Source organism: Alterinioella sp. B-7, assembly GCF_056857775.1.
This window is the reverse complement of the sequence record NZ_JBSXNT010000032.1, coordinates 194,804-214,245: the sequence shown is the minus strand read 5'-3', so window position 1 is coordinate 214,245 and position 19,442 is coordinate 194,804. Positions and strand designations below refer to the sequence as shown.

Annotated in this window: 20 protein-coding genes; 9 read left to right on the top strand and 11 right to left on the bottom strand. The window is 65.5% G+C overall.

The window, feature by feature from the left end; translation table 11 throughout:
* Positions 1-59 precede the first annotated feature (59 nt).
* On the top strand, positions 60-845 hold the full coding sequence (locus AC13C7_RS10720) for a phytanoyl-CoA dioxygenase family protein (RefSeq protein ID WP_482867467.1): 786 nt from the start codon (positions 60-62) through the stop codon (positions 843-845).
* 35 nt (positions 846-880) lie between these two features.
* Here AC13C7_RS10720 and AC13C7_RS10715 read toward each other — a convergent pair whose 3' ends face one another.
* Both AC13C7_RS10715 and AC13C7_RS10710 read right to left on the bottom strand, forming a co-directional pair.
* Positions 881-1,915, bottom strand: a complete 1,035-nt coding sequence (locus tag AC13C7_RS10715) for an aromatic ring-hydroxylating oxygenase subunit alpha (RefSeq protein WP_172316871.1) — start codon at positions 1,913-1,915, stop codon at positions 881-883.
* 100 nt (positions 1,916-2,015) lie between these two features.
* A complete protein-coding gene (locus tag AC13C7_RS10710; protein WP_482867466.1) occupies positions 2,016-2,945 on the bottom strand; it encodes a LysR substrate-binding domain-containing protein in 930 nt (309 codons plus the stop codon).
* A gap of 91 nt (positions 2,946-3,036) precedes the next feature.
* On the opposite strand from AC13C7_RS10710, the gene AC13C7_RS10705 reads away from it, so the two are divergent.
* From AC13C7_RS10705 to AC13C7_RS10695, 3 genes are all read left to right on the top strand, one after another.
* On the top strand, positions 3,037-4,149 hold the full coding sequence (locus AC13C7_RS10705) for a hypothetical protein (protein ID WP_172316875.1): 1,113 nt from the start codon (positions 3,037-3,039) through the stop codon (positions 4,147-4,149).
* Positions 4,150-4,290: 141 nt separating this feature from the next.
* Complete coding sequence (locus tag AC13C7_RS10700) at positions 4,291-5,229, top strand: fatty acid desaturase family protein (RefSeq protein WP_482867465.1); 939 nt, start codon at positions 4,291-4,293, stop codon at positions 5,227-5,229.
* A complete protein-coding gene (locus AC13C7_RS10695) occupies positions 5,226-5,537 on the top strand; it encodes a non-heme iron oxygenase ferredoxin subunit (protein WP_482867464.1) in 312 nt (103 codons plus the stop codon). The genes AC13C7_RS10700 and AC13C7_RS10695 overlap by 4 nt, the downstream gene beginning before the upstream one ends.
* Here the strand turns inward: AC13C7_RS10695 and AC13C7_RS10690 are convergent.
* Genes AC13C7_RS10690 through AC13C7_RS10675 form a run of 4 tightly spaced genes read right to left on the bottom strand, consistent with a single transcriptional unit; the run spans position 5,527 to position 10,349 of the window.
* Positions 5,527-6,018, bottom strand: coding sequence for a sarcosine oxidase subunit gamma (locus AC13C7_RS10690; RefSeq protein WP_482867463.1), 492 nt, complete (start codon positions 6,016-6,018; stop codon positions 5,527-5,529). The genes AC13C7_RS10695 and AC13C7_RS10690 overlap by 11 nt on opposite strands.
* Positions 6,015-8,846, bottom strand: coding sequence for a 2Fe-2S iron-sulfur cluster-binding protein (locus AC13C7_RS10685; protein WP_482867462.1), 2,832 nt, complete (start codon positions 8,844-8,846; stop codon positions 6,015-6,017). Before AC13C7_RS10685 ends, AC13C7_RS10690 begins: the two co-directional genes overlap by 4 nt.
* Entirely contained in the window at positions 8,839-9,090 is a 252-nt protein-coding gene (locus AC13C7_RS10680; protein ID WP_482867461.1) for a sarcosine oxidase subunit delta, read from the bottom strand. Before AC13C7_RS10680 ends, AC13C7_RS10685 begins: the two co-directional genes overlap by 8 nt.
* Positions 9,091-9,098: 8 nt before the next feature.
* Complete coding sequence (locus AC13C7_RS10675) at positions 9,099-10,349, bottom strand: FAD-dependent oxidoreductase (protein WP_482867460.1); 1,251 nt, start codon at positions 10,347-10,349, stop codon at positions 9,099-9,101.
* A gap of 60 nt (positions 10,350-10,409) precedes the next feature.
* On the opposite strand from AC13C7_RS10675, the gene AC13C7_RS10670 reads away from it, so the two are divergent.
* Positions 10,410-10,988: a helix-turn-helix domain-containing protein gene (locus AC13C7_RS10670; RefSeq protein WP_446117195.1), complete on the top strand. Its 579-nt coding sequence runs from the start codon at positions 10,410-10,412 to the stop codon at positions 10,986-10,988.
* Here the strand turns inward: AC13C7_RS10670 and AC13C7_RS10665 are convergent.
* From AC13C7_RS10665 to AC13C7_RS10650, 4 genes are read right to left on the bottom strand one after another with little or no spacing between them, the layout of a single operon-like run.
* Positions 10,985-11,869 carry an amino acid ABC transporter permease gene (locus AC13C7_RS10665; RefSeq protein ID WP_172316889.1) on the bottom strand — a complete coding sequence of 295 codons (885 nt, stop codon included), beginning with the start codon at positions 11,867-11,869 and terminating at the stop codon, positions 10,985-10,987. The genes AC13C7_RS10670 and AC13C7_RS10665 overlap by 4 nt on opposite strands.
* Positions 11,870-11,927: 58 nt before the next feature.
* Positions 11,928-12,761: a transporter substrate-binding domain-containing protein gene (locus tag AC13C7_RS10660; RefSeq protein ID WP_172316891.1), complete on the bottom strand. Its 834-nt coding sequence runs from the start codon at positions 12,759-12,761 to the stop codon at positions 11,928-11,930.
* Positions 12,762-12,805: 44 nt separating this feature from the next.
* The gene (locus tag AC13C7_RS10655) at positions 12,806-13,651 is read right to left on the bottom strand and encodes an amino acid ABC transporter permease (RefSeq protein WP_446117194.1); all 846 of its coding nucleotides are present in this window, start codon (positions 13,649-13,651) and stop codon (positions 12,806-12,808) included.
* 2 nt (positions 13,652-13,653) lie between these two features.
* Entirely contained in the window at positions 13,654-14,400 is a 747-nt protein-coding gene (locus AC13C7_RS10650; protein WP_172316893.1) for an amino acid ABC transporter ATP-binding protein, read from the bottom strand.
* Positions 14,401-14,686: 286 nt separating this feature from the next.
* On the opposite strand from AC13C7_RS10650, the gene AC13C7_RS10645 reads away from it, so the two are divergent.
* From AC13C7_RS10645 to AC13C7_RS10630, 4 genes are read left to right on the top strand one after another with little or no spacing between them, the layout of a single operon-like run.
* Complete coding sequence (locus tag AC13C7_RS10645; protein ID WP_482867459.1) at positions 14,687-15,271, top strand: peroxidase-related enzyme; 585 nt, start codon at positions 14,687-14,689, stop codon at positions 15,269-15,271.
* A gap of 1 nt (position 15,272) precedes the next feature.
* Positions 15,273-15,863: a helix-turn-helix domain-containing protein gene (locus AC13C7_RS10640; protein WP_172316897.1), complete on the top strand. Its 591-nt coding sequence runs from the start codon at positions 15,273-15,275 to the stop codon at positions 15,861-15,863.
* An 11-nt stretch (positions 15,864-15,874) separates the two neighbouring features.
* On the top strand, positions 15,875-17,272 hold the full coding sequence (locus AC13C7_RS10635; RefSeq protein WP_482867458.1) for an MATE family efflux transporter: 1,398 nt from the start codon (positions 15,875-15,877) through the stop codon (positions 17,270-17,272).
* Positions 17,265-18,257, top strand: a complete 993-nt coding sequence (locus AC13C7_RS10630; protein ID WP_482867457.1) for a succinylglutamate desuccinylase/aspartoacylase family protein — start codon at positions 17,265-17,267, stop codon at positions 18,255-18,257. Before AC13C7_RS10635 ends, AC13C7_RS10630 begins: the two co-directional genes overlap by 8 nt.
* On the opposite strand, the gene AC13C7_RS10625 is transcribed toward AC13C7_RS10630, so the two are convergent.
* A complete protein-coding gene (locus AC13C7_RS10625; RefSeq protein WP_482867456.1) occupies positions 18,254-19,435 on the bottom strand; it encodes a cation:proton antiporter in 1,182 nt (393 codons plus the stop codon). The two genes, AC13C7_RS10630 and AC13C7_RS10625, sit on opposite strands and share 4 nt — an antisense overlap.
* Positions 19,436-19,442: the final 7 nt, after the last annotated feature.

Genomic DNA, 19,442 nt, shown 5'->3' with positions numbered 1-19,442 from the left:
ATTGCCGCAGCTCTCCCGGCTTCTGATCCTTCACCCGATCAGACAACAGGAGAATGACCATGAAAGACCGAACGACACCGACCCCGGTGCAGGAGGCATACGCGCGCGATGGCGTCGTCCTCTTGCAAAACGTCCTGACGCCCGACTGGCTGGAAAAGCTGCGCGCGGCGGTGGACGAGGAAATCAAGCGCGGCGAGAGGTATTTCGCCTACAAGAACATGCGCGAGAGGCCCGGAACCTTCCAGGATTACTGCCTGACCTCGGATATCGGCGCGCGGGTCGCGGAGGTTGCGGGCTCGCCCTGGACCTCGCTGATCTATGACCAGCTTTTCGTGAAGGAGCCGGACACCAAGACCCAGACCGGCTGGCACACGGATCAGCCTTATTGGCCGGTCGCGGGGCCGATCATGACGATGTGGATCGCGCTGGACGAGGTGGACCCCGACAACGGCGCGCTGGAATTCGTGCGCGGCAGCCACGCCTGGGGGGCGAAATACCGGCCCTTCAAGACCGATCAGAAGGGCGCGTTCCTGCATTACATGGAAGAGGGCAACCCCGACTATATCGACATGCCCGATTTCGAGGCCGACCGGGACCGGTATGACATGCTGCATTTCGCGCATATGAACCCCGGCGATGCGCTGGCCTTCGACGGCATGACGGTGCATTCGGCGATGGGCAACCGGACCACGACCCGGCGCAGGCGCGGCTATGCGATCCGCTTCGCGGTGGAGGGCGCAAGCTACGAGCCGCGCGATTCCGTCACCGAATGGCTGCATGATGACAGCCTCGCCCCCGGCGCGCCGTTTCGCGGCGGGCGGTTTCCGGTGATCCACGGGGCATGACAGGGGCGGGCCGGGGGCGGACCTCCGGCCCATCTTCACACCACGGTCTCGGTCGCCTCCGCCTGGATGGCGCGGTCGAGTCCCTGCCGGAACAGCTTGGCCCCCTTGTCGAGGCCAAGGTCGATATGCGGCGTGACCGCGTGTTTCATGCCCACATGGACCTTTTCCAGGATCGCCTTGTCTTCCAGAAACGCCATCCGCGCGCCGTCATTCATGTAGCGCGAGATGTCCTCGTCCCCGGCATGGTCGCTGCGGTGCTGGAACCAGAAATAGCGCGTCTTGTCCTCGGTGATCGGCGTCATGAAATTGTAGGAGATGTTGGTGAAGGTCTCATCGACCGGCGCGCTGTCATAGCCACCGGTTCCGACCGGCGTGTAGACCGATTTGTTGAGGCCGATCGCGGGGCGGCACATCTCGTAATGCTGCAGCCGGTCGCACATGCCCTCGAACCGGACCAGCCTGGCGTAATAGGGCGAGGGCGGTTGCCCGAAGATCCAGCGCGAGACGATCACGCCGCGGTCGGTCTTGTTCACATCCAGCGGTTCCTCATCCGTGCCCGCGCCCGCGAAGCTGGTGACATGAACCCAGGCGACATGGCTGGGATCGAGCAGGTTGTCGCAGACCCAGAGGTAGTTGCAATCGACATCCATCACCCCGCCATCGGTGAGGCCCCAGGTGGGATCGTCGTAATTCTCGACCTCGAAGATCGTGTCGGGATCGGCCAGCGCGGGGTCGCCCATCCAGATCCAGAGCAAGCGGTAGCGGTCCACGACGGGATAGGATTTCACCACCGCGCGGCGCGGGGTCATGCCGCGTTGGGTGGGGCTGTCGATACAGATGCCGGTGCAGTCGAACTTGAGCCCGTGATAGCCGCATTCGACCGTGTCGCCGATCAGGTTGCCGTCTGACAGCGGCAGCTTGCGATGCGGGCAGGCGTTTTCCAGCGCGACGGGCGTGCCATCCTCCTGCCGGTAGAACACGATGTTCTCGCCCAGGAAGGTCTCGGCCTGCAATTCACGGCCCACATCCTTGCTCCACGCCGCGACATACCAGCAATTCCTCAGAAACATCCGCAAGCCTCGTCCCTCTTGTTCCGGTTGCGCCGAGTATGCGCCGATGCGCCGCCCAACGCCATGCCGGATCGGTTATGCGTGGCATTAGGCTGGCTAATCAGGAAACGGGGCCGGGGATCTCGGGCTGCGTCTCGGCCTCGGATTTGATCCAGGCCAGGAACTCGCGGATCTTGGGGCTGTCATCGCCGCCCTTGCGGCGGACAAGCCAGTAGGACAAGGGCGAATCCGTGATCTGCGGGAAGGGCCGCACGAGGCGTCCATCACAGAGCGCGTCGATGACCAGCGGTTCGCGCCCAAGTGCCACGCCGACGCCCTCGATCGCGGCTTGCGTGACCATGTTGGCCTGCCCGAACCGGCGCGAGCGCGCGCCCACAGGCAGGCTCACGCCGACCCTGGCAGCCCAGTAGCTCCAGGTCGGGTTCTTGTCGCCGAAGGTCAGGGTTTCATTCTCCAGCAGCGTGTAATAGACCAGATCCTCGATGCGGCGCAGCGGATGCGGGCGGCTCAGAAGGGCGGGGGCGCAGACGGGAAAGAGCCGTTCGTTCAGCAGCAGGTCGACCTCCGCATCGGGGTGATGGCCAAGGCCGTAGCGAATCCCGATATCGGCATCGACGGCAGAGAACGGCACCTGCCCGGTATCGGTCGCAACGGAGATCGAGAGGTCGGGATGGGCCAGGTCGAAGCGCAACAGGCGCGGGAACAGCCAGGTGAAGGCAAAGCCCGGCAAGCAACTGATCACAATGGTCTTGTCGGCGCGCGTGCGGTCGCGCAGCCGGGCGCAGACATCCGAGATGCGGCCAAGACCGGCGGCGATGGCCTGGGCCAGTTCCTCGCCCTCGCGCGTCGGCGAGGAGCCGCGCGCGCCGCGCACCAGCAGGTCTTGCCCCAGCCATTCCTCAAGCGCCTTCACATGCTGGCTGATGGCGCTCTGGCTGACGCCCAGTTCATCGGCGGCGGCGGAAAACCCGCCCTGGCGGACGACGGCCTCGAAGGCGCGCAGGGCGGAGAAGGGGAGGTTGAGGATCATATTAGCCAGTCTAATGCCAACCATTACAGGTTTCAAATAGTCGTGATGCAACCGGCGCGGTAGTCTGGCGGGCGCAAGGATAGGAACGACCATGACCGACATGACGCCCGAACGCGGCGCGCGCAACCTGCTGCTCAACTGTGCCGAGGCCAAGCCCGGTGAGCGGCTGCTGATTGCCTATGAGCCGCCCGGCTACGGCTATTTCGACGCAGACGCCGTGCCATGCGTGGCAGCGGCGGCTGAGGGGCTTGGCCTGCATGTCGATACGGTCGATGTCGGTTTCAACCCCGACAACCCGCATTTGCCCGCGCATCTGCTGCACCGCTTCGAGGCCGCCGATATCGTGCTGTTCCTGGCGCGTCTCGGCGATCAGCTGCGCTTTTCCGAGATGCCGCAGGGCAAGAAGATCATCGTCAGCTTCGCGCTGAACCGCGAGCTTTTCGGCTCGGGCTTCGCCAATGGGCATCACGACGCGTTCCTGGAGATCAAGGACGCGGTGAACGGCGTGCTGGACCGCGCCACCCATGTCCGGCTGACCTGCCCCGCAGGCACCGACATCACCGGTCGGCCCGAGATGAACCTCGAGGCCGATGGCGACACCTCGATCCTGCGCTTTCCGATGTCGGTCTTCACGCCGGTCCCGGCCTACACGTTCTCGGGCCGCGCCGCGCTGGCGGGGTTCCTGACCGGCACCGGGTCACGCTATTACGACGACTATAATGTCGAGTTCGACGCGCAGGTCTTCGCCCGGTTTGAACAAGGCCGCCTGACCGGGTTCGAGGGCGGGGCCAGCGACGTCGCCCGCGCCAATGCGCATTACGACCGGGTGTCGGAGAAATTCGGGATCGACCGCAACTTCATCCATTCCTGGCACGCGGGCATCCACCCCGGCTGCGGCTTTCCCTGGGACATGCGCGAGAATTACGAGAAATGGGGCGGCGCGGCCTTTGGCAATCCGCGCATCCTGCATTTCCACACCTGCGGGGCCTATGCGCCGGGCGAGATCAGCTGGAACATCGTCGATCCGACCATCGTGATCGACGGCGTGACCTTCTGGGACCGCGGCGTGTTTCATGCCGAACGCCTGCCGGGTGGCGCGGCGATCCTGGCGCAATACCCCTGTGCCGCAGCCCTCTTTGCCCATCCCGCCCGCGATATCGGCTTTCGCCCCGATCCCGCGCCGCAGATGTTGGCCACGGCTTGATCGAATCGCCTGATACTTGCTAATCAGACCTCAATGAGGGCGCAGATGAGCGTGCCCTCATGGTGCGGAGCACTCCCGTCTCCGGTCGCTGGTCCTGGAAGGGCTGATCGCCCCCGCCAGCACAAATTCACGAGACTTCACATGACAAACGCGATTGTCACGCCTCTGACGCAGGCTTTGGCCGAGGGGAAACTGACCCGCGCCGAGTTGAAAGAGCTCATGCAGCGGTCGAACGGACCGGGGCTGGTGCATCTGGCGCTCTGGCTTCTGCTGCTGGCCACGACCACGACGCTGGTGGTGCTGGCCTGGAACAGCTGGCTGATCTGGCCCGCGATGTTCGTGCAGGGCGTGGTGCTGGTGCATCATTTCTCGCTGCAACATGAATGCGTGCATTACACGGTCTTTCGCACCCGCTGGCTGAACGACCTGGTGGGGCAGGTCTGTGGCTATATCATCCTGCTTCCGCACCGGTTCTTTCGCTACGAGCATTGCGATCACCACACCTATACGCAGGTGACGGGGCAGGATCCCGAACAGGTGCCGATGCCGGAAACGATCTGGCAATATCTGCTGTATCTGTCGGCGCTGCCCTATTGGAAAACCAAGTTCACCGAGGTGTTCCGCCACGCGATGGGGCGGCTTTCCGAGACGGAAAAGGGCTTCATCCCCAAGGTCGAGCACGCCGCCGTCTACCGCGATGCGCGGATGATGTTGGGCTTCTATGCGGCTGTGATCCTGGGCATGGCGGTGACGGGCTGGTGGGGCCTCGTCTGGCTCTGGTTCATTCCGCTTCTGCTTGGTGAACCGGTGATGCGCTTCATCCGCATGACGGAACATGTGGGCCGCCCCACGGTGCCGCAGATGCACGAGAACACGCGCACCAGCCTGGTCTCGGCGCCATGGCGGTTCCTATGCTGGAACATGAACTATCACGCAGAGCACCACTATGTCGCCTCGGTACCGTTCCACCGCCTGCCCGTCCTGCATGAGAAGCTGCGCGATCACATCTTCGTCGAGAAGGGCGGCTATCTCGGCGCGCATCGCGACATCCTGCGCCAGATCTTCGCGAGGCAGGCATGAGCCGGGACTGGCGCGACCTGATCGCGGTCACCGAGCTTGAGGAGAACTGGGTCACGCGGGTGGATCTTGGGCCCCGCAAGCTGGCCGTCTACGACACGCCCGCGGGGGTGCATGTGTCGCTGGCTTTGTGCAATCACGGCGGGGCGGATCTGTGCGACGGGTATTTCGACGGCCATGTCATCGAATGCCCGCTGCATCAGGGCGCGTTCGATGTGCGCGACGGGCGGGCGGTATCCGCGCCTGCGACACGCCCGATGAAGGTCTTCGAGGCCCGCGTGCAGGACGGCATGGTGCAGGTCAGGGCGTGATCCGGGCCAGCATCTCGGCGATCCAGGGGGCATAGCTGCGGTCGATGGCGACCTCGAAGCCGTGCCCACCGCGCGTGATCAGGGCCTTCTGGGTGAAGAATTCGGTGAAGCTGGCCCCGTCATCGGGGAAGGTTTCAAGGTCCAGCGGGCAGCCGGTGGCGGTGACATGCGCGGCATCGGGGCCGGTGATGCGGACCCAGGCATAGACATCCGAGACCCGCACGATGCTGATCTCGGGCGGCGCGTCGGCGGGTTTGAGGGCATCGGTCAGGGCCTCCTCGCGGGTCAGGTCGGCGATCAGCAGCCAGTGATCGGGGCCGATATGGGCGAGGGTCTTGCCGTCTTCCCGCACCCGTCGGTTCGGAGCATCGGGAAAGCCGGGCAGGGTGTCGCCCGCCCAATCCGCCAGCGCGGCTTGCGGCCCCTTGAGGTCGAAGATCGCGCGCACTGGACCGTCCGTGATCGCCACATCATAGCTCATGCGCGCAGCCTTTCGCCCTCGGGATCGTAATGGATGGGGGCGGTGATGCGCACCGGCAGAACCTCGTCCTTGACCCGCACATGTGCCATTTCCCCATGCTGTGACGCGCCGTTCTCCAAAAGCGCGAGGCCGATCCAGCGGTCCTGCACGACGCTCCAGACGCAGGCGGTGACCAGCCCCTCGGTCGCGCGGGTCTTGCCCCCCGGTGTCAGCGGCGCGCCCTCGGGCACCTGGCGGTCGGGTTCGGGCAGGAACCCCACCAGTTCGCGGCGCACTGCCCCGCCCGCGCGTCGCAGCGCGATCGAGCGTTTGCCGATATAGTCGGCCTTCTTCTTCGACATCGCCCATCCCAGGCCCAGGTCATGCGGATCGACCGTGCCGTCGACCTCATGCGCCAGCGACAGGAACGCCTTTTCGACGCGCAAGACGTGGTTGGCCTCGGAGCCGACGGGCTGGATGCCGTGGGATGCGCCTGCCGCCATGATCTTTTCCCACAATTCGGGCAGGTGGCGCGGGGCGACGTTGATCTCGAACGAGAGTTCGCCGGTGAAGCTGACGCGCACGACACGGGCGGGCAGGCCCGCGACGGTGCCGTCTGCGAACCCCATGAAGGGCAGCGCCTTGCGCGTGAGGTCGATATCGCCGCCGAGCGCCATCATCACCTCGCGCGCCTTCGGGCCGCAAACCGTGGCATTGGCCCATTGGCTGGTCACATCGGTGAGGAAGATCTGCCAGTCGGGGAATTGGGTCTGCGCCAGTTCCTCCATATGGGACTGAACCGCCGCCGCGTGGCCGGTGGAGGCCGAGACGATCCAGCGATGCTCCGACAGGCGCAACACGACGCCATCGTCGAAGATCAGCCCGTCATCGGTCAGCATCAGCCCGTAGCGCCCGCGCCCCGGTTGCAGCCCCGACATGATGTTGGTGTAGAGATGGTCGAGGAAGCGGCCCACATCGCGGCCTTTGATCTCGAACGTGCCAAGCGGCGATCCGTCATAGATTCCGACGCCTTCACGCACCACGCGGGCCTCGCGGTTGACGCTGTCCTGAAAGCTCTCGTCGGGACGCGGGAAATAGCCAGGCCGCTGCCAGCGCGCGCCGGCCTCATACATCACCGCGCCCCGGGCCTTGTTCCAATCGGTCAGGGGCGTGTGGCGATAGGGCAGGGTGACCGGGCCGTCGCGTTGCCCCGCGATGGCCCCGAAGGAGACCGGCGTATAGGGCGAGCGAAACGTGGTGGTGCCAACCTCCTCCATCCGCGCGCCCTGTTGCAGGGCCACGGTGCCGATGATGTTGATATTGCCGGTCTTGCCCTGGTCGATGCCCATGCCGCCCGTGGTATAGCGCTTGACATGTTCCACATTGCCATAGCCCTCGCGCAGGGCCAGGTGCACGTCATCGACGGTCACGTCATTCTGGATATCGAGAAACGCCTTGCCCTTGGCGGCTTCGACACGCCACAGGGGCTGGACCTTGTAGGGGGCCTCGCCCGGCAGGGTCAGGTCGCCCGCCGCAGCACCGATGGCACGGACGGATTGCACAGGCGCGTCGGGGAGGAAGCTGGCGATTTTCTCGTCATAGCGCAGGGTGCCGCGCGATTGCGACCAGAGATGCACCGCCGGGTTCCAGCCGCCGGATTGGGCCAGAAGGTCGCATTGGATGCGCCGGGTGGGGCCGCCCTGGATAGGTGCGACCTCGACGACGCGCAAGCGACGATGACCGCGCGCCCGCGTGACAACATGGGCGGGCAGGATCTCGATACCGGGGACAAACTCGCGGGTCTCCTGCGGCACCTCGGCGCGGCTGTCGATGATGGCGGCGACCGTGATGCCCGCTGCGGCCAGATCGGCGGCGACGGCATAGGCGCTGCTGTTATTGGTGAAGATCACCGCGCGGCGCCCCGGCGTCACGGCATAGCGGTTCACATAGGCCTGCGCGGCCGAGGCCAGCATCACGCCGGGGCGGTCGTTATTGCCGAAGACAAGTGTGCGCTCGATCGCGCCGGTGGCAAGGATCACGCGAGCCGCGCGGATGCGCCAGCTGCGTTCCAGAAGGCCATGGCCGGGGCTGCTTTCGTTCACCATCAGGTAATTGTGCTCGCGATAGGCCCAGGCGGTCGCGTCTTGCAGATGGGTGACATTGGGCAGGGCGGCAAGCTCCGAGACGGTCTCCGCCACCCAGTCCAGCGCCGGTTTTCCGTCCACCTCCAGCCGCCGGTTGAGCAGGCTGCCGCCCGGCTCGATCCCCTCATCGACCAGCATCACCCGCGCACCGTCGCGGCCCGCCTCCAGTGCGGCGCGCAGGCCTGCGGGCCCGGCCCCGACGACCAGCAGGTCGGCATGGGCAAAGCGCGCCTCGAACCGGCCTTCGGGCGGCGCGGCGGGTGCGCCCGCCAACCCCGCGGCACGGCGGATCGACGGCTCATATAGATGCCAGTTCGGCCATTTGAACGTCTTGTAATAGAAGCCCGCGGGCAGGAAGCGCGCGGCGATCTGCGTCATCGCGCCAAGGTCGAACGCGGGCGAGGGCCAGCAATTGACCGAGCGCGCCTTGAGCCCGTCGCGCAAGGGCACCGTGGTGGCGGGGCGGTTGGCCGAAGCGTCCGTGCCTTCCAGTTCCACCAGCGTGCCGGGCTCCTCGACGCCCGATCCGACGATGCCGCGCGGACGGTGATATTTGAAGCTGCGTGCAGTCAGGCGGATGCCGTTCGCGATCAGCGCCGAGGCCAGCGTGTCGCCGTGAAACCCCGAAAGGCTACGCCCGTTGAAAGTAAACGAGATGCGGCGCGTGCGGTCGATGCGGCCGCCATCGGGCAATCGGTTACGCATCCGGCCCCTCCACGATGTCATGGGTCCGCGTGTCGCGCCAGATCGTCAGCCAAACCCCACAACCGCGCGCGTGGTGCCATCGTTCATGGACCGGCCCGAGCGGATTGGGCACCTGCATCAGGTAATCCACCCACTGCGCATCCGTCACGGCATTTGGGTCGGGCCGGTCGGGTTTGACCGGGCCGCCATAGGCGAACTCGCTCTCGTTGCGCGGCCCGCAGAAGGGGCAGGGGATCAGCATCATGGGCTGCGTTACCTCGCCGTGGTGGTGCCGGTTTCCATCACGTAATCGAGGTGACGGAAGCGTTTCAGCGTGAAATCGGCCATCAGCTTGTGCGGGCGTCCGGTGGCGACCAGATGCGCCAGGGTCAGGCCGCCCGCAGGAATGGCCTTGTAGCCGCCCCACCAGCCGGCGGTGACGAAAAGGCCGGGGATGTCGGTCTCATCCATGATCGGCGAGGCATCTTGCGCGATATCCAGGTGCCCGCCCCATTGCCGCATCAGCTTGAGCCGCTTGAAGGACGGGAAGAGCGACAGCATCGCGGTCACGGTATCCTCGAACACGTTTTGCTTGATGTCGCGGCGAAAGCTCTGGCCGGGATCGGGTGCGCCGCCGATGACCATCTCGCCCTTGTCGGACTGGCTGAAGTAGAAGCCGCTATCGGGGCAGTTCACGATCACATCGACCAGCGGCTTGACCGGCTCCGAGACGAAGGCCGTCAGGTTCATCGTGCGCAGGGGCAGGCGCAGCCCGGCGGTTTCGGTGATCGTCGTGGTATGGCCCGAGACGGCGACCACAACCTTGCCCGCGCGCACGGTGCCGCGATTGGTCTCGACCCCCTCGATCTTGCCATCGGCCCCCCGGATCAGGCTTTGCACCGCCGTCTGTTGCTGGATCTCGACCCCCATCGCGTCGGCGGCGCGGGCATAGCCCCAGGCGACCGCGTCATGGCGGTTCACGGCGGCGTCAGTATGGACCATGCCGCCCAGGATCGGCAGGCGCGCATCGGGCCCGCCCCCCGTCAGGGCGGGGATGCGGCGGCGGACCTCCTCGGTCGAGATCGGCTGATAGGTGGAGCCGTAGATATCCATCACCAGTTGACGGCGGCGCAGCTCCCGCATCTTGCCCCAGGTCTGGATCACATCGACCATGCTGCGCTTGGAGTGCATCATGTTGAAGTTCAGCGCCTTGGTCAGACCCTCATAGAGTTCCACCGATTTCACGTAGAACGGGATCGAGGCATCGCGCATGTAGTTAGACCGGATGGTGACGGTATTGCGCGCGATATTGCCACCGCCGAGCCAGCCGCGTTCCAGCACCGCGACGTCTGTGATCCCGTGCTCCTTGGCCAGGTAATAGGCGGTCGCCAGCCCATGCCCACCCGCGCCGATGATCACCACGTCATAGCGAGGCTTCAAGGGCGGCGCGCGCCAGGCGCGGGTCCAGCCCTGGTGTTTGTTCAGCCCGTGGCGGAGCAGGGAGAGAAGGGAGTAGTCTTGCATGATGGTTATATGTTTTACTTTCAGTAAAGACGCGTCAAGTGATTCCCTGTGAGGCAGGCCATGGCCGAGAAATCCGAGATCGACATCGCCGTGGGCCGCGCCCTGAACCGGCTGCGCGGTGAACGGGGCTTGACCGTGACCGCGCTGGCCGAGGGCGCCGGGGTCTCGCCGCCGATGATCAGCCGGATCGAGAAGGGGCAGGTCTCCCCGTCGCTCTCGACGCTTGCCGCGCTGGCGGGCGCATTGCAGGTGCCGGTGATGGCGCTGCTGGCGGCCAGCGACACGCCCGCCGATGTGCATCACGTCAAGGCGGGCGGGGGCCTGCCCTCGCGCCGGATCACCGAGGGCCACGCGCATGATTACCTGTTGCTCGGCAAGCACGGATCACCGGGCGGCCGGTTCGAGGCGGCCGAGATCACCATCACGCGGGATCAGGCGGGGCGGCTGCCGACCTACCAGCATGAAGGCCACGTCTTCATTCACCTTCTGGAGGGGCAGGCGCGCTATCGCTGCGGCGGGGAGATATTCGATCTGGGATCGGGCGATACGCTCAGCTTCGATGCCAAGCTGGCGCATGGCTTCGCGGAGATCCTCAGCGACCGGGTGCGTTTCGTCACCGTGTCGTCAAGGCCCGCCTAGCTGGCGCGTTTCTTGCCGCGCTCCAGCCGGGCGAACAACCGGCTGAGGCCGAAACAGACGATGAAGTAGAAGCCCGCCGTGGTGATCCAGGCTTCGAAGATCAGCCGCGACGAGGCGACAAGCTGCACCGTGGCGAAGGTCAGCTCGTAGACCGAGATCAGCGAGATGATCGAGCTGTCCTTGATCAGCGTGATGAACTGGTTGGCGAGCGGCGGGATCACCCGCTTCATCGCCTGCGGCAGCACGATATAGCGCATCTCCTGCATCCGGCTCATGCCGATGGATTTCGCCGCCTCGCGCTGGCCGCGCGGGATCGACTGGATGCCGGCGCGCACGATCTCGCCGACAAAGGCGCTCTCGAACAGGGCCAGCACGATGACGCCCGAGACGAGCGAGGGAAAGCGGCGCATCTCGCCGAAGAAGAACTCCCACACGCCGTTGTTTTCCTGCCGCGCGATGCCGCGCGCCCACCGTTCAAGGTTCAGGACGTCGATCAGTTGCTGGCTGAGGAAGAAGAAGAAGATGAAGACCACCACGACGGGTGGGATGTTGCGCAGAAGCTCCAGGTAGGTGCGCGCCAGCATCCGCACGGTCAGGTTGGTCGAACAGCGCGCGATGCCCAGGATGGTGCCCAGGATCAGCGCCAGCACGCTGGCATAGATCGAGATGCGGATGGTGGCGACAAGGCCGCGCAGCAGGATATTGGCGAACCATTCCTCGCGCCCCGTATGCCAGCCGACGATATAGGAGGGGATCAGGTGCCAGCGCCACGCATAGTTCAGCGTGCCCTCGATAGTGAACCAGATATAGCCGAAAAACCCGATCAGCACGGCCAGGATCAGGTAGTCGGGCCATTTCAGTTTGCGGAGGAAGCTGGTCACGGGCGGGCTGGCCTTTCGGGTTGATCAGGGGGCGGCGGCCCGCCCCCCGTCTTGGTGATTACTGCGCGACCTGGTCTGCCCATTCGTCACCGGCGAACCAGTAATCATGGCGCTCCTGCAACCAGCCCGAGCGCCATTGCTGCGCGATCCAGTTGTTGAAGAAGTTCAGCGCATCGGGGTCGCCCTTGCGCAGGGCAAACGCCTCGCCGCGCGGATCGTAGAGCTCATCGAAAGGCACCGTCAGGACGTCCGGGTAGCGGTTCGCCTCCCGGTTCGGGGTCGGCTGCGAGGCCATCGTGGCGTGGGCGTTGCCGTTCAGCACTTCCTGCGCCGATGCGCCGTCCTCGTCGAACAGCAGCAGTTGCGCCTCGGGGAATTGCCGCGCGATGACCGTGGCGGGCGTGGCCCCGCGACGGGCGGCGAAGATCACGTCGGGCGAGTTGTAATCCTCCAGGCTCATGCCCTCGGTCATTTCCGTATTGGCCAGGATCGCCAGGCCCGAGAAGGCGTAGGGGTCGGTGAAGTTCACCGTCAGGTTCCGGGCCGGCGTGACCGACATGCCGGAAATGATGACGTCGAAATTGCCGCCCAGAAGCGCGGGGATGATGCCGTCCCAGGAGGTCGGCACAAACTCGACCTCGACGCCCATATCCGCGGCCAGTTGACGGCCCACATCCAGCTCGAAGCCGATCAGTTCGCCGTTCACGTCGCGCATCGACCACGGCACGAAGAGCGACAGGCCGATGCGGATCACGCCCTCCTCCTGGATGCTTTCGATGACGCTTTCGCTGGACAGGGCCTGCGTCGCGCTTTGCGCGCTGGCGGGCAGGGCGAGGCCCATGGCGGCGACCGCGCCCAGGGCGGCCCCGAATACTCTGCGTGTCAATGTCATGTCGTCTCTCTCCTTGTTGGCAGGTTTTTTCGTCGGGTTTCTGGTTACTGATCGACCGCGTATCTTTTCTCCAGGAAGGACACGCCCACCGACAGGATCAGGGTCACGGCCATGTAGACCAGCGCCACGGTGAACCAGATCTCGAAGCTCATGAACGTGTCGGAAATGATGTTGCGCCCGATGGTGGTCAGCTCGGCCACCGCGATGACGCTGACGATGGCCGAGGATTTGATCAGGTGGACGACCTCACCGGTCATCGGCGGCAGCATGAAGCGCACCGATTGCGGCAAGATGATATAGCGATAGGTCTGACCGGTGGTCATGCCGATGGATTTCGCGGCTTCCCACTGGCCCACGGCGACCGCGTTGATGCCCGCGCGCAGGATCTCCGAGATCAGCGCGGAATGGAACACCGCCAGCGTCAGCACCGACGCGGTGTAGCGGTCCAGCCCGAAAATCGGCCCGAGCACGTAGTAGAAGAGGTAGAGCAGCACCAGAAGCGGGATGTTGCGGATGAATTCCAGAAAGGCGATGGCGACGGCCGAGCCCACGACCAGCCCGGACAGGCGCAGAAGCGCGATCAGCAGGCCGATGGCCGTGGCCAGCGCGAAGGCGGTCAGCGACAGCTGGATCGTGACGCCGAGCCCATAGAACATCTCGCCCATCTCGATGCCGTCATCGGTGAAGGTCCACAAGAATTGCGGCACCCGGTGCCATTGCCAGTTATAGCCCATGTTCTGCGCGCCGGTGAACGAGCCATAGATGATCGCGGCCATCACGGCGGCATAGATCAGCACCGAAACGATGGTCGAGCCGAAAAACCGCTGGATCGCGGGCGGCTGGGGCAGGGCCGCGCCCCTGGGTTGATGGGTGTCCGGCGCGGCGCTCACGCTCAATGCTCCAGGATCTGGTCCAGGAACAGGCGGCACCGTTCGCTGGAAGGGTTGGTGAAGAATTGTTCGGGCGGCGAGCTTTCGACGATGCGACCGGCTTCCATGAAAACCATCGTGTCGGCGACCTTGCGGGCAAAGCCCATCTCATGCGTGACGACGACCATGGTCATGCCGGTATCGACCAGCTCGACCATGACATCCAGAACCTCGTTGATCATCTCGGGGTCCAGCGCCGATGTGGGCTCGTCGAACAGCATGATCCGCGTTTCCATGCAGAGCGACCGGGCGATGGCCACGCGCTGCTGCTGGCCGCCCGACAGGGCGGAAGGATACTTGTCGGCCTGTTCCGGGATATGCACGCGGTCGAGATACTTGCGCGCCGTTTCCTCGGCCTTGGTCCGGCCAAGCCCGCGCACCTTCATCGGGCCGATCATCAGGTTTTCCAGCACCGTGAGATGCGGGAACAGGTTGAACTGCTGGAACACCATCCCAACCTCCTGCCGCAAGGCACGGATCTGCTTGGCACCTTCGTAAACCTCGATCCCGTCCACCACCAGCGTGCCGGAATTGTGAAACTCCAGCCCGTTGAAACAGCGGATCAGCGTCGACTTGCCGGAGCCAGACGGCCCGCAGACGACCATTTTCTCGCCCTTGTGGACCGTGATATTGACATCCTTTAGGGCATGGAAGTCCCCGTAGAACTTGTCCATATTGGTGGCCTCGATGATCGGCGTCCGGTCGGTCATGAAAGGTCCAGTTCGCGGCGTAAGAGGGTGGAGAGACACCATTTAGCGCAGTAGATCGGGGATTCGGCAAAGGCTTTTCCGGTCCGTGACGCGCGGCTGCGGGGCCTCCGCGCCAGGGGCGGCCGGGTCCGGGTTCCTCGTGGCAGCGGGTCGTGCAAGGCCCTGTCCCCCTCAAAGGGTGTTGCGTCTCATTGAATAAACTTGCGTATCGCGCAACAATCGTCAAGAATAATCTGTAGGTAAGGGGCCACTTGGCTCATTTGCTCGGTGAATCAAGGAGGAGTTGATGTCAGCCTGGATTAAGATGATCCCCGATGAAGACGCGGACCCGGCGCTGGAGGCCGCGCTGGATCGCGCCCGCACGCCGCATGGCACGGTCGATAACGTGATGCGCGTCCATTCGCTGCGCCCTGCCACCATGCACGGGCATGTCACGCTCTACCGCGCCTGCCTGCATGACGACACCAACACCGTGGCGATGTGGTTCCAGGAGGTCATCGCCTCCTATGTCTCGACGCTGAACGACTGCGCCTATTCCTATGCCAATCACTGGGCCAATGCGCGCCACCTGATCGGCGACGATGTCCGCGCCGACCGGATCGAATCCGCCCTCAAGGCGCACAAGCCCGATGACGCCTTCAGGGGTGCGGAACTGGCGGCGCTGCGCTATGCCGAGAAGCTGACACTCTACCCCGGCACGATGGTTGAAACCGATGTCACCGCCCTGCGCGAGGCCGGATGGTCCGATGGCGAGATCCTCGAGATCAACCAGATCGTCGGATATTTCTGCTACGCCAACCGGCTCCTGAACGGGCTGGGCGTCCGGACCGATGGCGATGTCGTCGGCTACTATGCCAGCGGCCAGCCCTGAGATGGCCGCGCCCGCGCCCCATCCCCCCCGCATCGAGGACGGCATCGGTGCCGCGCTGCGCGACCTGCGGCAAAGCCGGGGCCAATCGGCGCGCTGGGTGGCGGAACGGGCGGGAATATCCGCGGCGATGGTCAGCCGGATCGAGAACGGGCTGGTCTCGCCCTCGATCACGACGCTGGAGGCGCTGGCCCGCACGCTGGAGGTGCCGATTGCCACGCTCTTCCGCGAGGCCCGCCCGCAGCACAGCGACTATACGCTGGTGCGTTGTGGCGAGGGGCTGAAATCGACCCGGATCACCGACAATCATCGCCATGAATATGTCAACCTGGCCCTGCATTCGCGCAAGGATCTGCGGTTCCAGGCGCGCCGGGTGACTCTGTTGCGTGACAGCGGCCCGCCGCCCAACTATGTCGGCCACGGTGTCGTTTTCGTGCAGGCGCTGGCGGGCGAGGCGGTCTACCTCTATGGCAAGCAGCACTTCACCCTGCGCGCGGGCGACAGCCTCAGCGTCGATGCGGAGCTGAACCACGGCTTCGTCGAGGTGATCACACCCGAGTTCGAATTCCTGACCGTGCAGGCCGAACGCCCCTGAAAGGCCCCGCCATGGCAACGCCCCTGAACAGTGACCTGACCAGCGGACCGGTCTCGGGCCATTTCCGCGCGCTGGCCGTTCCCGCCGCGATCGGGATGCTGTTCAACACGCTCTACAATATCGTCGACATGTATTTCGCGGGGCTTCTGTCCACCGCCGCGCAGGCGGGCATCGCGTTGGGGTTTCAGGCTTTCTTCATCTCGATGTCGGTGGGGATCGGCATGTCGGCTGCGATGGGCGCGCTGGTGGGCAACGCGCTGGGGGCCAAGGATCGCCGCAGCGCCCGCAGGCTGATCGCGCAGGGCATCAGCTTCGGGCTGATGGCCTCGGTGATCCTGGCGCTCGCAGGCAGCGTCTATGGCCCCGCGATCATCCGGCTGGTCTCGGAACCCGGCGAATATCGCGACGCGGGCATCCGCTATTTCCTGTGGCTGTCGCTGGCCCTGCCGGGCTTCCTGCTGGCCTTTGCCTGCAACGGCATCTTGCAGGCGCATGGCGACGGGCAGTCGATGCGGCGGGCCCTGATGTGGGCGTTCTTCGCCAATATCGGGCTGAACCCGCTGTTCATCTATGGCATTCCGGGGGTCTGGGGCGGCATGGGGTTCGACGGGCTGGCGGTCTCGACCGTGGTCAGCCAGACCGGCGTGATGGCCTACATGATCCGGCAGGTGTTGCGGCTGGACACCACCGCCAACCTGCGCGCCCGCAACTTCCGCCCGCGCCTGCGCCGGGTCAAGGATATCGCGATGCAGGCGCTGCCCTCGGCGGTGTCCTTCATGATCATGATCCTCTCGGCCTTCGTGGTGCAATTCGCGCTCAAGGATTTCGGCGAACACGCCATCGCGGGTTACGGTGTGGCGATCCGGCTGGAGCAGATCCTTCTGCTGCCCGTCCTCGGCGTGACCGGCGCGCTTCTGCCCATCGCCTCGCAGCATTTCGGCGCAGGAAACGCGCAGGGCGTGCGCGATGCCGTGTTCTTCTGCCTCAAGGTCGGGCTCATCATGACGCTGATCGCGGCACCTGTCCTGTGGATTTTCGGCCGCTTCATCCTGGGCTTCTTCACCGATGACCCGGACGTGATCCGGGTGGGCGTGGCCTATCTGCGCGTCGATGGGGTGATCTTGCCCATCTACATGCTGCTCTTCGCCATCACCTCGTTCCTGCAGGCCATGAAACGCCCGATCTGGACCGTCTGGATCAGCCTCTACCGGCAGGGCTTTGGCGTCGCCTTCTTCATCTGGGTCTTCGTGGGCGTCCTGGGGTTCTCCGAGATCGGCGTCTGGTTCGGCGTCGCGGCGGCGGTCTCGACGGGCGCGCTGATCGCGGTCTTTATCGCCGAACGGGTGGCCCAGGCCGAGATCGGCGGGCTCTTCCGTCCCGTCCCCCCCAGCGAGGCCCCGATTGGCTGAGCCCGGTATCCTGCACGCCAGCGTCGATCTGGACGCCACGGGCCGCCACACCGGCGACCTGATGCTGAAGCACTCCGACAATTCCAACCCCTTGGGCTATCACCCGATCCCCGTCATTTCGCTGAAAGGCGGCGCCGGTCCCGTGGTGCTGATCACCGGCGGCACCCATGGCGATGAGTTCGAGGGGCCCTCGGCGATCATGCGGCTGGCCGCGCGTCTCGCGCCCGAGAGCCTTTCCGGTCAGGTCATCTTGATGCCCGCGCTGAACGCGCCCGCCCTGCAAGCGTCTTCCCGCGTCTCGCCGCTGGACGGGACCAACCTCAACCGCGCCTTTCCGGGCGATCCCCTGGGCGGGCCGACCGCCATCATCGCGGCCCATATCGCCGACCTCCTGACCCGCTGCGACGGGGCGATCGACCTTCATTCGGGCGGCAAGGCGTCGTTCTTCGCGCCCTGCGCGCTGGCCACCCAATCCGCCGATCCCGCCTTGCGCGCCGCCAACCTGAACCTCGCCCGCGCCTTCGGCCTGCCGCTGATCTGGGAGCTTGGGGGCCATAACGATGCCCGTTCGCTCAACGGTGCTGCCGATGCCGCTGGTATCCCGATGATCGCGGCCGAGCTTGGCGGCGGCGGCGGGGTCGATCCTGCCATCACCGACGCGACCGAGGCGGGGCTGATCAGCGCGCTGACCCATCTGGGCCTGTTGGCGGGCGAGGCCCCTTTGAGAGATGCGCGCCGGGTCGAGATCGCCTCGCCGCATCAGTCGCTCTACGCGCCGGGCGCGGGCATCTTCGACCGGGCCGTCAGCGCGGGGCAGGATGTGCGTGCGGGCGACATCGCCGGGCAGTTCCATTTCGTGATGGAGCCCGAGCGCCCCTCTCTCCCCGTCCGGGTCGCGCAGGATGGCTTCATCCTCGCCCATACCTGCCGGGGCCATGTCACGCGCGGCGAGTTGCTGGCGCTGGTGGCGCAGGACGTGGCCTAACCCGTCTGCCGCCCGAACCAGCGCGCCAGCGGGGCCGCCGTCATCCCGTGCAACAGCGCGCTGATCCAGACCGCGTTGATCGCCAGGTTCAGCACCGCCTCGGCCCAGTCTGCCTGCAAATCATCGACAACCAGCAGCGCGAAAAGCGCGGTGGCCAGCCCCCTCGGCCCGAACCAGCCGAAAAAGCCGCGTGTCAGGGGATCGGCGTCGGTGCCGGTCAGCGACAGCCAGATCGCGACAGGCCGCAGGATGAAGAGGCTGACGAGGATCAGCGCAAGATGCGGCAAGGTCAGCGAGGATGCGGCCTCGGGCACCAGCACGGCCCCCAACAGAAGGAACGCGCCCCAGGACAGCAGCTTGCCCTCGCTCTCGGTGAACTCGTAGACGAAGGCGCAGGCCCCGCGCACCACCGCGCCGAAGGCGAAGCCGCCGGTGAAGGCCGCGACGAAGCCGTTGCCGCCGACCGCCCCCGCCGCAAGGTAGCAACACGCCGCCAGCGCCAGCGTGCCGATGCCCTCATGGACATCGTCGGTGGCCCGCGCGGCCTGCGCTTTCAGCAGCAGCAAGCCGCCAAGCGCGCCAATGCTGACGCCCACCAGCGGGCCGAGCAGCACCTGTCTTGCCGCGAATATCGTCCATCCGCCCTCGGGCGCGGCCCCGGCAGGCGCGGCGAAGGCGGCCATCATCAGGACCAGCGGCAAGGCCAGCCCGTCATTCAGCCCGCTTTCCACCGTCAGCGCGCGGCGGTGGCGTTCGGGCACGTCCCTGTTGCTGATCACCGCATCGCCAAGTGCTGCATCGGTCGGCACCAGAATGGCCGCGATCAGCGCCACCATGGCAAGGGGCCAACCCGGCAACAGCAGCCAGCCCGCGACCCAGCCGAAGACAAAGCACAGCGGAATCCCGATCACCAGCATCCGCACCGGCCAGGCGCTGTGATGCTTCAACCCGTCATGATCGACCCGCGCCGCATCGAGGAAGAGCAGCACGATCAGCGTGATCTCGGCCATCACATGCAGGGCGCGTTCGGTGGCGGCCTCGGGGACCAGCCCGCCGAGGTTCAGCGCCACGCCGAGACCCAGGAATACCATCGGCGCGGTCAGGATCGTCGAGGACAGCCGCTTGGCCACCGTCGAGAAGAGGACCAGGAAAGCGGCGATCAGGAGGTAGGGGGTCATGGGTGGC